Origin of the sequence: Nostoc sp. 106C (assembly GCF_002154725.1) — a bacterium.
GTDB lineage: Bacteria > Cyanobacteriota > Cyanobacteriia > Cyanobacteriales > Nostocaceae > Aulosira.
Window position 1 is genome coordinate 34,883 of record NZ_MTAW01000018.1, and the last position, 13,804, is coordinate 48,686.

The window sequence follows — 13,804 nt, forward strand, 5'->3', positions numbered from 1 at the left end:
AGTTCCCAAGACTCTACCGAGTGTATTTTTGAAAAAACGCCTCATTAATCCGCAGAACCTTTTCCCGACTGATTTTTAGCTTGTACTGCTTAGTCTAGCGATCATAAATTTTCGTCTGTACTTCTAAACAATTTCTATCAGCTACCGTATTTCATGCTCAATAGTAGCCTTATTTACATTCTGCGACCACTGAGAAGGTTCTAGTTGATTAACATATTCCATATATTTAGCTAATGGCGTATCAATACTCAGGAGTAAGTTTGGATTAAAGCGAATATTATCGTAAATCTTGCCATCTTCATCTCTGAGCATATAGTAAGCCAAGCGAGTACAAAATAACAAAAACTTACTCAGCAAATAACCGAAAATTTCTTTACGTTTTTCTGTTACGTAAATTGGTTGAATTCGCGTTCTACCTGGGGCAATTGGAGTATAAGCATATATCATGTGCAACGGCGGAAAAAGTCGCACTTTTTTCATCATTGTTAATAAGCCAATGCAACCATTAGCATACCGCATGGAATACTCATATGTAGAACCCAGAAATCTTTGACCTAAACGTTCTCGCCACGTTGTTTGAGGAAATTTTCCTTGCATTGTAAAGTCAATTTGCGTACCTAATTCGCTGCGATGTAGCGACAAATCCATTTTGATATCTAAATGATGAATTGTTTTTAAATGTTGAGCATCAATACCATTCATCATACAAATATGGTGATGACAACTTCTTTCAAATGCTCGATCGGGTTGTGCAATAATTTCTTTACCCTTTAATTCATCAAAATCAGCCACACCTTCAGGTGCTACAGCATCAGGATAAATCCAGATAAATCCATACTTTTCTATAGTTGCATAAGCTTGTACTTTTGCTTTAGCCGGAATCTCTGATTGACAGGGAATATTTTGGCATAATCCTGTTTCATCAAATGCCCAATGATGAAATGCACAACGAATCCAATTACCATCAACTTGTCCAATTCCTAAATCTGTTCCCAAATGCGGACAGTAAGCATCTAAAGCACGTACTAGTCCATCTTCACCACGAAATATAGCAATTCTTTGACCGCATAATTCTACAGATTTTGCTTTGCTTTTAGGTAAGTCGTTACTAGAACAGGCAATATACCAACCCTTAGCAACTATATTCCAGTTATTAAATATTTGCATACTTACTTGACTGATAATTATTTAATATCTCTTGACGTTGTCGAATATCATCTTGATATTTGCCCATTACAACCCTAAATAGCATTCTGCCTAAACAGTAAGAAGCCCGCAAAGAAAACACAGCATCTTGCAAATCGATATGGCTACGCTCAAATAAGAAATGTCCGGTTAATCCAATTAGTTGAGTTAATGGTAAGCCTAAGATTAACCAAAAGTTTTGCAACTGCAAAGTAGAAAAGAGCAATCCATAAAAAAATAATATCCCCACAATATGTAGAGCGATATTAACAGGATGCTGATGTTTAAGAACAAAAATATCCCAATAATCTGTAAAAGGATGCTCCAGTATTTGATTGTTTATCTTATTTCTTAAATTTTGCTGAGTATTAAAATTGAGTTGATCCATAAAAGATTGTTTGTACAAATAAGGGATAAGTAATGAAACTAAATTTTACTATTGATGACTTGGTAATCATCGCGATCTGTCAGATAGTCGATACAAGTAAACACTAATTATATTGGTATTAATATACACTACAATAAAAGAACATTGGCTAAGATTATGAGTGCAGATCCAGTTTGGTGTTTGCTGAGAGTACAGCCATCTGATGTAATTAAGGTTAAAAAGGTATTTGATGAAGCTGTAGAGAATTCACAAATCTTAAATAAACTACAAAATTATCTGCAAAGTCGGACAGAACATAAAAGTCAATTTCATCCGCAGGAGCAAGAGACGTTTAATAGTTATTTTCCTAAAGCTTTTGTTAATAAAGCAGAGAATGAAGATGTTTTTGATTGGGAAGATTTACATAACGTTTATCATCTTTTCTTCCCACGCAGTTTTATAGAAATGTTTGATTATCTTTTTATGGGTGATGCTCCAATAATTTCTATGCCAATGAGTCAAGCTTTATTAGAGCTGATCGTAACTAATCGCGTGAGTGCAACTGAAATGTTATGGGGAGGTTTAGGTTGGAAAAGAGCAAGTAGACTTCCTGGATACTTGGGTAATATGTTTGTCTTACCAGAAGATATTGCTACTGTTTTAGCAATTATTCAGGAAGTTTTTGCGGAAGTTAGTACTGATGAATTTGTTCAAGGAGCGCGTACAATTGGGGTAAGAGGGAACTGTAATGAAAGTTATGCAGAAATGCTTCAATCTTTGATTCTGTCATGTTTTTCTACAGTTTTACAAGAAGGTAATGGATTGTTAGCTTTGAGCTATCCACATATGGGTTCTATGCCATTTCCTGAAAATTATTAACTTCCCTCTACTCTCTCTCTGTGCCTCTGCGTCTCTGCGTGAGTTCTGCTTAACACGGAGACAAGTTCCCAATCTTTCACGCCCCAAGCGATCGCTAACTTATATCAAAGTTCTCATCAGCTAGCAACTTCAACATACTTCCCGTTGAGCTTTGCGAGCAAGTAATCTGTCACGCAATCCTTGTGGATCAAACTTTGCTTCGTTCATTTTGCGAATTTCTTGGGCTTGCTGCTGTCGTTGCTGTAGGTATGCTTCGACTTCTTGCTGATGATTGAGATAGAAGGCAATAGTAGCGTATACATCAGCAAGCTGAAGCGATGGATAGCGGAAAACAATTTCTTCTGCGGTTGCTCCTTGTTTGAAGGCTGCAACTACGGTGTTTAATGTTACACGAGTTTTGCCTACCCGAACTACACCTTCAGCAGTAATTTACAGTGGTGCAGGTTCAGCTACAATTGCTAATGCCATAAGCAATACCAAGATATTCGCTTTTAATATTAGCAAACGTTAGCCTGTTCACGGCTCATACGCCTCACTGCGATGGGCGATCGCTACAACAAATACCTGCATCAGTTCATCGTCTATCGAATAGATTACCCTGTAGTCCCCGATTCGGTAGCGATAGTACCCTGCATAATCTCCTTTGAGGGCTTTGATGTTGGGGAGCAACTGGGGAGTTTGCTCTAGCTGCTGCAAACATCGGTCAATTTTCTTCGCTAGGGCTTTGTCAGCATTGATATAAACCTTTTGAGCATCTGGGTGCAGAAGAACTTCATACATCAGAGCGAAGAGTTCTCCAGTTTGTGTAATCAGTTTTAGGAGTTGCTTGATTTTGCTGAATTCGCTCTAGCAAGCCTGGAATTGCCAATAGTTCTTGGGTTGCAGCTTCGCTTTCAGCATTTGCTAAGTAAGCTGCAAAATCAGTAAGCACCCGTAATCGCTCTGGTGATAATTGCTTAAGTAATTCATTAAGCTGGCGCTGTAACTCTGTCACAGATACCAAATCTTCTGACGACCTATCATCGATTGGGGAATTGTCGGTACTATTCATCGCCTGCTTTGCAACTTCAAGTGTTTAGAGTCCATTGTAAGGCAACCAATCCGAGGAAAATCTGAGTTACTTGCCCAAAAGTTTAGGCAATTCTCTGCGTCTTTGCGTCTCTGCGTGAATAAATACCCTCCCTAACAAGGAGACAAAACGCTTCCCAATCTTTCACGTCCCAAGCGATCGCTCACCTTACCCTTACAAATAACCCTCACTCCATTAATATAAACTGCTTGCACAATCTCATCCGAACCACGCTTCACCATTCGCGGTTCGCCATCCAAAACTGGATCTGATATTTCCACTTGCGTGCTAATTGGCTGATTTAAAGCAAGGGGATCGAGTAAAACTATATCTGCTTTCGCGCCAACTTTTAGCACTCCTGTATCCAGGCGAAACCAACGCGCTGGTTCTCCTGTAACGCGAGAAATCGCAACTTCCGGTGAAAGGAAATTTGTTGCAACTGCTTGTTTGAGCAACGATAAAGCGCCATCATAGTAGCCAAGGTTATGCACATGAGCGCCAGCATCAGTAAATCCAGGGAAAATATCAGGATGTCGCATCATCGCCAAACGGGGTTTTAAGCGATCGTTTGCTCCTGTGGCTACCCAGCGCAAATCTGTGTCGTAAGTCTGCAACGCCTGCATAAACAAATCTACTGGTTCTTGTTGCTTTCGATGGGCAATTTCCGCAAAACTCAACCCTTGCCAACTTGCTTCAGGACAGTCAACAACTTCCATCAAATCTAATTGACGATGGAACGATTTGCGCCATTTACTGTTCCATTCTTGGCGAAATTGACGACGAAAAACTTCAGATTGCCACAGTTGTTGCCGTTCCTGTCGTGATTTGCAACCATTAAGTTGTGCGCCTGTGGAGAATTCTTCAAATAAGGGGGTGACGGGGCCATCAGAGTAAATTGTGAAAGGTTCGGTTAATGTTTGAAAGCGCACATTCCCATTGAGAATGCGGTTCCAAATAAACAAGAGGGGAGAAAATATTCGCCATAGTTTGCGATCGTGGACAGCATCTAAAGCTGAGAGGACAGTTAGCCGCAGTGGTTTGCCAATCCCCGAACCCATCCGCAGAATATCTACAAAGGAAGCCAGCTTTTGTAAATTGGGAGTGACTTGAAAAACGCGATCGCGTTTTCGACAAAGTTTGGCTAGCATCGCATACTCTTTATACTTGGCGTGTTGCGAAGGAATTGTGTAACCTTGCCATTCCCCACTCATCCGATGCCAAGGAAACATATCAATAGAAACGCCAACAAATCCAGCATCTAAAGCATCCGCCGTGATTCGCTGCATGATGTTTAGCTCAAATTTGCTGGGCTGAACAGTTAAACTGCGTTCCAATCCCATTACATAAGCGCGTAAAGCACTATGACCAAACAAAGGCGCAACATTCGGGCCAAGGGGTAACTGTTGTAAATGCTGTAAATATTCTGCTGGTGTTTGCCAAGAAAGCGACTTTAAGAGCCATTTAGCAATTAGGCGATGGGAAAGCGTTTCCACTCTTTGAAAAATATCTGCCAGCATTTGAGCTTCACCGATCGCGATCGACAAACTACAATTGCCAATGACAACGCTGGTAACACCATGACGCACAGATTCACTCAGTCCTGGTGCAATTTCCAACTCTAAATCATAGTGAGTATGAATATCGATGAATCCTGGCGTCACCCACAACCCAGAAGCATCAACTACTTCACGGGCTGCAACGGGTAAGGAAAGAGCAATTTCCACAATTCGTCCATTTTGAATGCCAATATCCCCACGAACAGGTGCAGATCCTAAACCATCGAAAATTAACCCGTTTTGAATCAGCAAATCTAGCATGATTCTTTGTTTCCTTCTAGTCGCTATTTTCTTCTTGGACGTACCTCAAAAGCTAAATCAAAGCGGTAAAAACACACATCAAACTCTGCAAAAAAATTCATATGTCATAGTATCACTGGTGCTTCCCTGGATGCTGTCCAAGCAAATGCAAGAAGAACGGGTGAAAATTCGGCAACTCTAGCTGATAACACCAAACCGCGTGCTTCCATCCGAGCTAAATTACCGCTTAATTGAACTGGAACTTTTTGTTCCGCCCAAACTGCTCCCAGTTGCAAACCCACTTCATAGGGCAACACATTAATGCTTGCACCTGTATCTAGTAAAGCCATAACTTCCAAAGAACAATTTCTGTAGACCAGTGTAATTGGCAAATATTGCATTGTACTAGATATACCGAGACTGTTGCTCCGTTCAATGAAAGGAAATCTCTTGCCATCAAGCATCGTTTTCCTGCTTTGCTGCCTCCAGAAGTTCAGATAATGTTTGAGCAGCTTCATCAGCCTCATAAGGAGACCAGACAACTGCTTCTGTGGATTCTAGTTGCTTTAGTAGTGCGTTTTCTTGCTCTTGTACTTCAGTTGGTTCTAAATCGCAACCTTCTTCTCTAGCGACCTCTAGCAACAGAAAATGAATGAGGCGTAGCTTGTCTTGGTGTGACAGCTGACTAACGGCAGGAAGCAGTTCATTTAGCAGCATACTGCTACTCTTAAATAAAATTTAGTGCCATTATAGGTTGAAATTTTATTGAAAAGAGCGATCGCCTGCGAAATCTAGTGAATCGGCTCTGGTTAATTGGCAATTACTCCCGTCTTGGAGTTTAGTAAGCTAATCATCATTCAAATTGCATCTTCATGTCTCCCCTTCTCCGCGTCCCCGCGTCTTTCCGAGGCTAAGCATTATGCAACTGAAAGGCGGATTAGCTTATTTGCATCCCGGTCTTAATATTAACGCAACCGCCTGCAATGTTAATATATCGGGCTGTTATGCCAATACGTTGGGCTGTTATGTTAATACGTCGGCTTGTTATGCCAATACGTCGCTCTGTTATGTTAATACGTCGGCTTGTTATGCCAATACATCGGTCTGTTATGTTAATACGTCGGTCTGTTATGCCATTGCATCGACCTGTAACGGTTAACCTATTCTTGTTTTAACCTTGCCTAGTGCAATTGAAGGCAGAGATTGGGAGCGATCTCGCTTGTTTAGTCATCGGTTTCACTATTTTTTTATTTGCAAGTTTTTAATAGGATGATATGAGGCTGATGAGTTAGGCTGTTAAGTAAGATGAGTATTTGTATGATGATATTTAGCTAAAAGACTGGAACATGACCAATATTGATAACTTGGAGAAACAACCACAAGTTTTCGTCAGTTATGCAATTGCCGATCGAGAAGCTGCTAGAGCAATTGTGCGGGGTCTGCGATCGCACAATCTAAATGTATGGTTAGATGACAATCAACTCTATCCTAGAAGCAATTGGGCTGAATCTATGCGCTCTGCAGTTTCAGCAAGTGCCTATTTTCTGCTTTTAGTTTCCAAACATTTGGTCAACTCCCATTGGGTAAGCAAAGAAACTGAAGATGTATTAAAAGAACTGCAAAACCGAGATATTACATTCTTGCCTATCCTTTTGGAAGATTGTGATATTCCGCCATCACTTGCTACGTATCAGTGTTTTGATATGAGAAGCGGAATAGAGGACAACTTAGAAAAGCTTGCTAATGCACTTAGATTTACTGCGGAGATTGATTTTGAAAAATTGTCTCCACAAACCTTTGAACAACTGGTTACAGATCTTCTTCAGAAACTAGGTTTTATCAATCTGCAATCAGAGAGTCAGCAAAGTGATTCAGGTATTGATGCTATTGTTGAATTCCGACACAAAGATCCATTTGGGGCTGAAAATCGGGAAGTATATGCAGTTGAAACAAAATTTTACCGTGATTCGCGTGCTGACTTGAGAACACTCCAGCAATTGATTGGCTATGTCAAGAAAAATCCAAAGATTGATAAAGCACTGCTTGTTACAAATGGAAATCTCACATCTGTTGCTCTCGATTGGGTAAGCGATGCTCCTAAATCAACTGGTATCCCAATCCGTGTCGTTGATGGAACAGAGTTAAAGCGGCTTCTTCTTCATAACACCGAGCTAGTTTCCAAGTACTTTGCTACCAGTTTAGGTCACGCTTAATGAGCCGAATTACTGATTTTATTAATCGGCTTGATAACTGTCCTGCTGGTCAGAAAGGTTGGCGAGAGTTTGAAGATCTGTGTGTAGAAATTCTGGAATTTTTATTTGTCCCGCCATTGGTAAGACCAATTATTCAGCCGCGAACGTACTCTGGTACAAATCGACGCGATGCAGTATTTCCAAATCGAAATTTTGACGAAAAGCATGGTTGGGGCTTGCTTCTTCGTGAACTTGAAGCAAGATTGGTGCTATTTGAATTCAAAAATTATGATGTAACAGATATTGGGCATGAGGAAGTAATTCAAACTGATAATTACTTGACAGAGCCTATGGGTAAGCTTGCAATAATAGTGTGCAACAAGCTTCCTAATAATGGTGCTCATATCCAAAGAAATAATATTTACAGTCGGCGTCGCAGAGTTATTCTGTTTATGACGAAGGAGCATCTGAAGGAAATGCTCTTCATTAAAGAACGCGGGGAAGATCCTTGTGATTTAATTGTCGACCTTGTTGAACGGTTTTATCTGCAACATGAGTAAAAGCAGCAAATAACAGTATTACTAGATAATCACCGTAATAGTTATACTGCAATACTCAGTTTTAACCCAACCCGATCGCTTGTGATTGAATAGTGTTAACCACGCGATCGCACTCTTTGCAAAGATAACTGTACATCTTCTAACTTATAACTTTGGGAACGCAACGTAATTTCAGATTCTCAGTTTCCATTAAAAGAGTACCAATTGGTTCCTCAAACAAAGTAATAAATATACTATCACGTATTGCTAAATATAATGTTCTTTCTGGTTCTAAACGATTGATAACAGCACGATACATGATCAATCCTCCAATAGCATCTTTGAGGTCTGCCATTTCTGAAGGACTCACAAAACTTTTAATTTCTACAGCTATTTTTCTAGTGCATTGTTCTCCTGCTAAGAGTCGTTTGGCTCCTAAATCTACATACATATCTTTTTGACCCTACTTTAAATGTAAAGGGTCATCTGTAATTGTAATTATCCAGCCGTCTTGAATTAAAGCATTCTTAACCCCATAGTGATAAATATCTTTTGCAGGTATATAAAGCGTTACCTTATTTACTGCCGGAATCACTGTAAATAGTTTTACCGCGATGTTCTGTTTTAATCCAGCGCGATCGCTGTTTTTGCACACACATCTTTAAAGTTACTACCATCATCACAGGAATCCAATGCGCCATGTAGAAGGAGCCTTGAATTGTTGCCCACAGCAAAGACAATCCTCGTAGACTTTGAAATTGGTAAAGTCCAGCGATGAAAGCAACTGTCAGAATGATGCTGAGTAGTGTTTGCAGCGGCCACAAAACCGGGCGATCACTGTAAAATATTGCCCAAAGTAAATCCGGAATTAGTGCAATTGGAAGTAGAAATTGCAGCAGAAAAAACAATAATAAATCGATTTCTTTTTGCCAACCCAAAGTCAAGATTTGGGGAAAATAGTCTAAAAAACGCTGATAGCCGCCTTCAGCCCAACGATAATGTTGATGCCAAAGCTGTCTCCAGGTTGTCACGCCTTCTTCTTGAATCGATGGAACTGTGACAAACTCAATTTCAACGCCTACTAAATAAAGCTTAAAGCAGAGATCCAAATCATCAGTAACTGTGTCCTCATTCCAACCCTTGCATTTTTCCATCAGTTCCCGCCGAACTAACATTCCATTACCCCGCAACTCAGTCATTCCGCCAACAGCAATGCGATGGGTTTGTAGAAAGCTATCACAGATCATTTCCATCTGCTGACAACGAGTTAAAAAATTGGTGTCTGCATTGACGATCGCTTTTCGTACTTGTACCGCACCGATAGCTTTCTTCTGGAATAGAGGTAATGTTTGCCGCAGAAAATTAGCAGTAAGCAAAGCATCAGCATCGCAGATTAGGAGAATTTCTCCTTGGGTGAAGGGAAAAACGGTATTCAATGCTCCTGATTTACCACCTTGTGATTCCCGTCGATGAACTTGTAACGCCGGAAATTGAGTTTGTAATTTCCTCAATATCTGCGGAGTTTCATCTGTACTACCGTCATCAACGATCCAAATATCTAGGCGATCGCTTGGATAGTTCAAATGAAATAAGCTGTGGACTAAATCAGCTAAGACTGCACTTTCATTTTTAGCAGGAACTAAAATCGAGACTAGCGGTAAATAAGCGTCATTCTCAATTACCAAACTGGCTGGTTTTGCCATCAGCATTCGCAGCATTTGCAGAGTCAGCACAAACGTTAATCCGACGATGAACCACTGTGTCTGTGGTAGCAAGTGCAGCAAACTTACAAAACCCCAAGTTAGTAGAACTACTAAGGTTGCCTTGAGACGGCGATCGCGATGAATGCTGATATTATTGCTGGGCTGATAAGTACTTCTTCCCACTTTATTTACTATACCTTCTCGGTTTTTTGCTTAGACTGACGACGTAATAGCAGCATCGTGACTGCTCCCAATAAAAAGCCGCCCACGCCTGCGGCAATTGCCATAATCCATCTCAGTCGTTGCGCAGCATTTAATACCGGATTATCCAAGAGGTTAGACGAGAAATGCAGCGATTGAATCGTCCATTTGTCTTGGAGTTTTTGTAGTACTGCTGTCCACCGCATTCCCATATCAGCAGCGTTACCATCTTTAAAAGCGAAAGTTGCGATCGCATCTCCAGAAGAAACTACTGTTTCTGGCGAGAGAAATGTCCTCACAGGCTCTCCCTTGAGATTCATTTTGATATCTTTGATCGTAGTGGCGAACTGCTGATTCCAGTACTTCTCAAATTCAGGTATTTTGTGAAAAACCTGGTTATCAACTGTTGTAATCGTAAAGCTGGGATGCAAGTAAGGTTCAATTTTGGAAAAATCTCGATTGTTTAGCGCTTGCAGAGCAATTTCCCGCGTGCGAATAATCGCGTTGATTTCCTGTTGATTAGTATCTGCTAGAGCATATTGCGGTATGTTCCAAATTGCCAGCATCAACAAAATACTGCAAAGTATCTGAGTGTATTTGTATTGGCTTGCCCATCTCTGTTTCAACATATAAAAAACCTGTACATTTGGTTAGATTTACGGTTGATTTTTTTAATGCTAATAACAGGATGGATTTTAAGGTGTTATTTAGTCAACTAAGCACTAAGTTCTGTCAAAATGTTGAGCACTAATAATTCGCTAATTTTGCAAGCCTATTTCCAATTCAAGACCACGAAATAAAAAAGTCTAATTTGCCATCCAGCAAGGCTGCATTGGTTCTTCTGGCATTTCGGTGATTTGCAACGTGACCAATTCTTCTGCTGAAGTTGGATGAAGTGGCATTGTGGCGTCGAAGTCTTTCTTCGTCAGACCTGCGGTGAGTGCGATCGCGGCGGCTTGAATGATTTCGGCGGCAGATTCGCCAACCATGTGCGCTCCCAGTACGCGATCGCTATTTTTGTCTACTACCAATTTCATCGCTGTTTCTTCTTCTCTATCTGTAAGACTATGAAACAATGGCTGGAACTTGGTGCAATAAATGGTGATGTTATCAGCTCCCAACTGTTCCCTAGCTTCAAGTTCTGTTAGTCCCACAAACGCTGCTTGGGGTTTGCCAAATACCGATGAAGGAATGTTACTATAGCGGACTGTGTGCGGTTGATTACCAAAGACAGTATCAGCAAAGCTTTTTCCTTCAGCGATCGCCACGGGGGTGAGTTGTTTACGATTGATGCAATCACCCACTGCATAGATATGAGGTTGGCTGGTTTGACTATATTCATTCACGGCGATCGCCTTACGGTCAATTTCTACATCCGCGTTTTCCAACTGCAACTCATTGATATTGGGTGTTCTACCCGTAGCAATCAACAAAGCATCGACTGTTTCTAGAGAACCGTTCGAGAGTGACAATCGCAATTGCTCGGACGTTTTTTCAATGGACTTTACTTCTGTATTCATTAAAAAGCGAACACCATACTGGGTCATACCTTGGTGAACACCAGTACGGATGATTTCATCAAACTTATCTAGAATTGTTTCTTCTCGAACGATCTGAGTCACCTGAGTTCCTAAACCTTGCATGATGGCTGCAAATTCTACTCCGATATAGCCGCCACCTACAATTGCCAGATGCTGAGGCTGTTGCGGTAACTGAAACATTTGATCTGAGATTAGTGCATATTCGTTGCCGGGAATGTCTGGTTTAATTGCTTTTCCACCGACTGCAATCAGAATTTTGTCGGCGGTAATTTTGCAATCGCCAACTTCTACCGTATGAGAATCGATAAAAGTTGCTTTAGCATGAAGTACAGTAACGCCAGCACATTCCAGAGCGTGAGCGTGAAGTTTGTCTAATTGCTGGATTTTGTTGTTGATGGCAGCGATCAGCCGTTGCCAATTGAATTGTGATTCTGATTTACTCCAACCATAACCTACAGCATCTTCAAATAGCTGGGAGAAGCCTGACGCATAAACCATTAACTTCTTTGGAATACAACCACGCGCTGCACAAGTACCGCCTAAAAAAGACGGTTCTGCGATCGCCACTCGCGCGCCGTAGTGAGCTGCTCGCTTGGCTGCTGCTAGTCCTCCAGAACCTCCACCAATCACAAACAAATCGTAGTCAACCACAGACCTGCTCCCATGTTTAGCACTTTGTCAACTTTGAGCAATGGAGACCAATCGAGAAACTTCTGACTCTCTGCGTCAATCCTCGGTCTACATCCGTCAATACAAACTCAACAAAAACTAATATCCTTCAACTTCAATGAATTTTCCTGCTCCTTTAGGAATGAGCTAATGTCTTTCTTGCGAACGGTTTACGACTTTTGACAGGTTGTAATCAACAATATGTCAGATGTTAGATACGCAAAGCTAATTAAGTTAAGACAATGTATAAATACATGCACCAGAACGGCAAGTAAGAAGATGACACTTGGCATTCAGACGACAGCAGAAATCCTTGAACAAATTCAGCAATCAGAAACCACACTGGGACTGAGGAACGAAGCTTGTCGTTCCAAATTCTTTGTTTATCCTCACACTACATCAAAAGTTTGTCTGTTCTTGCATGGCTTCACAGCAGGCCCTTACCAGTTTGAGCCGATTGGCAAAGCCTTCTTCAACAAAGGATACAACGTTTTAATTCCCCTACAACCCGGTCATGGGATCTCAGGTGAGTGGAAGCGCCAAAATCCACCACCACTTCCAACAGACATTCAGACTTATCAGGAATTTGTTTTGAAGTGGTTGCAGATTGCCGAAAGTTTAGGTCAACAAGTCGTAGTTGGTGGATTGTCAACTGGTGGAACTTTAGCTGCTTGGTTAGCTTTAGAATATCCACAACTAATCGATCGCGCTTTATTGTTCACGCCTTATTTGGGGAGTCATCATTCATTTTTTGATCGACTGATCAAAATCTTGCCAATTTACTTTGAGTGGTTCAACAAAGACGCATCCGGTAATTTTGGTTATAAAGGTTTTCAGATTCCGGCATTACGCATATTTCTCGAATTGGGAGAGAAGGTTTTAAAACAGGCTAAAACTCGTGTTTCTGCTCCTATATTAATGGTGTCTAGTGAAAGCGATCGCGCTGTTAGTCTATCTAAACAGCAGGATCTTTTTAGAATGGTACTCAAGCAACAAACAAAATCTTGGTATTACTGCTTTGATGATTCGCTGCACATTGAACACCGAATGATGACCAAACTAGAAGATAATGATTATGAAGAACTAGTGATTACCCTTGCCAAAGCATTTGTTGAAAGTGATTTAACCTGGGCACAGTTTCAGCAAATAGCAAAGCAGATAACGCAGGGACAGACTTATGACCAGATTCAGCAAGAATTAAATCTTGATAGCCAAGCTTCTCAACAGCTATCTGCAATGATGACTCAACGTTTTGGTTGCGATCATCTCAAGTGTATTAATCCATCTCAAACATAAAAACAATTGAGAATACAGAATCATCCACGAATGAATTAGCAATCTGGATATTGTGCAATACCGTTCAAATACAAATTGTATGGGCACTGCCATGCCCATTGGTGTCAACTTAACGCGAAACCCTTTTACCGCAAGGAACTGAAGTTCCTTGCTAATAGCAAAAGTCATCTTTAGATGACTAATACCAATTTGAAAAAAGAATGCGACAGATTGTAGGGGCACGGCAGTGCCCATACGTGTCAACTTAAGCTAAAAGCTATATACGGCGGGCGTTGTACAAATACCTCGCGCCCTCATCCCCTAACCCCTTCTCCCTGACAGGTGTAGGTTTATTACATAGGTGTGAGTGTTCATCAGCAACAAGAAG

14 protein-coding genes and 2 pseudogenes are annotated in these 13,804 nt (G+C 40.9%); 4 read left to right on the forward strand and 12 right to left on the reverse strand.

Features of this window, described 5'->3' with window-relative positions:
* Positions 1-141: 141 nt before the first annotated feature.
* Together BV375_RS01085 and BV375_RS01090 are read right to left on the reverse strand one after the other, a co-directional pair.
* Positions 142-1,167: an aromatic ring-hydroxylating dioxygenase subunit alpha gene (locus BV375_RS01085; RefSeq protein ID WP_086756362.1), complete on the reverse strand. Its 1,026-nt coding sequence runs from the start codon at positions 1,165-1,167 to the stop codon at positions 142-144.
* Positions 1,154-1,573, reverse strand: coding sequence for an Mpo1-like protein (locus tag BV375_RS01090; RefSeq protein WP_086756364.1), 420 nt, complete (start codon positions 1,571-1,573; stop codon positions 1,154-1,156). Before BV375_RS01090 ends, BV375_RS01085 begins: the two co-directional genes overlap by 14 nt.
* A gap of 156 nt (positions 1,574-1,729) precedes the next feature.
* Here BV375_RS01090 and BV375_RS01095 point away from each other — a divergent pair, with 156 nt between their 5' ends.
* The gene (locus BV375_RS01095) at positions 1,730-2,431 is read left to right on the forward strand and encodes a hypothetical protein (protein WP_086756366.1); all 702 of its coding nucleotides are present in this window, start codon (positions 1,730-1,732) and stop codon (positions 2,429-2,431) included.
* Between the two features lie 129 nt (positions 2,432-2,560).
* On the opposite strand, the gene BV375_RS01100 is transcribed toward BV375_RS01095, so the two are convergent.
* From BV375_RS01100 to BV375_RS01125, 6 genes and pseudogenes are all read right to left on the reverse strand, one after another.
* Positions 2,561-2,860 carry a DUF433 domain-containing protein gene (locus BV375_RS01100; protein WP_243713803.1) on the reverse strand — a complete coding sequence of 100 codons (300 nt, stop codon included), beginning with the start codon at positions 2,858-2,860 and terminating at the stop codon, positions 2,561-2,563.
* A gap of 87 nt (positions 2,861-2,947) precedes the next feature.
* A complete protein-coding gene (locus BV375_RS01105; protein WP_086756368.1) occupies positions 2,948-3,211 on the reverse strand; it encodes a type II toxin-antitoxin system RelE/ParE family toxin in 264 nt (87 codons plus the stop codon).
* Positions 3,204-3,482 (reverse strand): hypothetical protein, encoded by a 279-nt coding sequence (locus BV375_RS01110; RefSeq protein ID WP_086756370.1) that lies wholly within the window; start codon positions 3,480-3,482, stop codon positions 3,204-3,206. Before BV375_RS01110 ends, BV375_RS01105 begins: the two co-directional genes overlap by 8 nt.
* 131 nt (positions 3,483-3,613) lie before the next feature.
* Entirely contained in the window at positions 3,614-5,317 is a 1,704-nt protein-coding gene (locus BV375_RS01115) for a D-aminoacylase (protein WP_086756372.1), read from the reverse strand.
* 23 nt (positions 5,318-5,340) lie between these two features.
* Positions 5,341-5,760, reverse strand: a pseudogene (locus BV375_RS01120) (retroviral-like aspartic protease).
* On the reverse strand, positions 5,753-6,013 hold the full coding sequence (locus BV375_RS01125; RefSeq protein ID WP_086756374.1) for a hypothetical protein: 261 nt from the start codon (positions 6,011-6,013) through the stop codon (positions 5,753-5,755). The pseudogene BV375_RS01120 and the gene BV375_RS01125 overlap by 8 nt, the downstream one beginning before the upstream one ends.
* Positions 6,014-6,642: 629 nt before the next feature.
* Between BV375_RS01125 and BV375_RS01130 the strand changes: the two genes are divergently transcribed.
* Both BV375_RS01130 and BV375_RS01135 read left to right on the forward strand, forming a co-directional pair.
* Positions 6,643-7,509, forward strand: coding sequence for a TIR domain-containing protein (locus BV375_RS01130; RefSeq protein ID WP_086756376.1), 867 nt, complete (start codon positions 6,643-6,645; stop codon positions 7,507-7,509).
* Positions 7,509-8,048 (forward strand): hypothetical protein, encoded by a 540-nt coding sequence (locus BV375_RS01135; protein WP_086756378.1) that lies wholly within the window; start codon positions 7,509-7,511, stop codon positions 8,046-8,048. The genes BV375_RS01130 and BV375_RS01135 overlap by 1 nt, the downstream gene beginning before the upstream one ends.
* Before the next feature lie 139 nt (positions 8,049-8,187).
* On the opposite strand, the pseudogene BV375_RS01140 reads toward BV375_RS01135, so the two are convergent.
* The 4 genes and pseudogenes from BV375_RS01140 to gorA form a co-directional block, all read right to left on the reverse strand.
* A pseudogene (locus BV375_RS01140) lies at positions 8,188-8,682 on the reverse strand (XisH family protein).
* Positions 8,603-9,913, reverse strand: a complete 1,311-nt coding sequence (locus BV375_RS01145) for a glycosyltransferase (RefSeq protein WP_086756380.1) — start codon at positions 9,911-9,913, stop codon at positions 8,603-8,605. Before BV375_RS01145 ends, BV375_RS01140 begins: the two are co-directional and overlap by 80 nt.
* Before the next feature lie 8 nt (positions 9,914-9,921).
* Positions 9,922-10,560 (reverse strand): nuclear transport factor 2 family protein, encoded by a 639-nt coding sequence (locus BV375_RS01150; protein ID WP_086756382.1) that lies wholly within the window; start codon positions 10,558-10,560, stop codon positions 9,922-9,924.
* Between the two features lie 177 nt (positions 10,561-10,737).
* The gene (gene gorA / locus BV375_RS01155; protein ID WP_086756384.1) at positions 10,738-12,123 is read right to left on the reverse strand and encodes a glutathione-disulfide reductase; all 1,386 of its coding nucleotides are present in this window, start codon (positions 12,121-12,123) and stop codon (positions 10,738-10,740) included.
* Positions 12,124-12,420: 297 nt separating this feature from the next.
* On the opposite strand from gorA, the gene BV375_RS01160 reads away from it, so the two are divergent.
* Positions 12,421-13,437 carry an alpha/beta fold hydrolase gene (locus BV375_RS01160; protein ID WP_086756386.1) on the forward strand — a complete coding sequence of 339 codons (1,017 nt, stop codon included), beginning with the start codon at positions 12,421-12,423 and terminating at the stop codon, positions 13,435-13,437.
* Positions 13,438-13,804 lie beyond the last annotated feature (367 nt).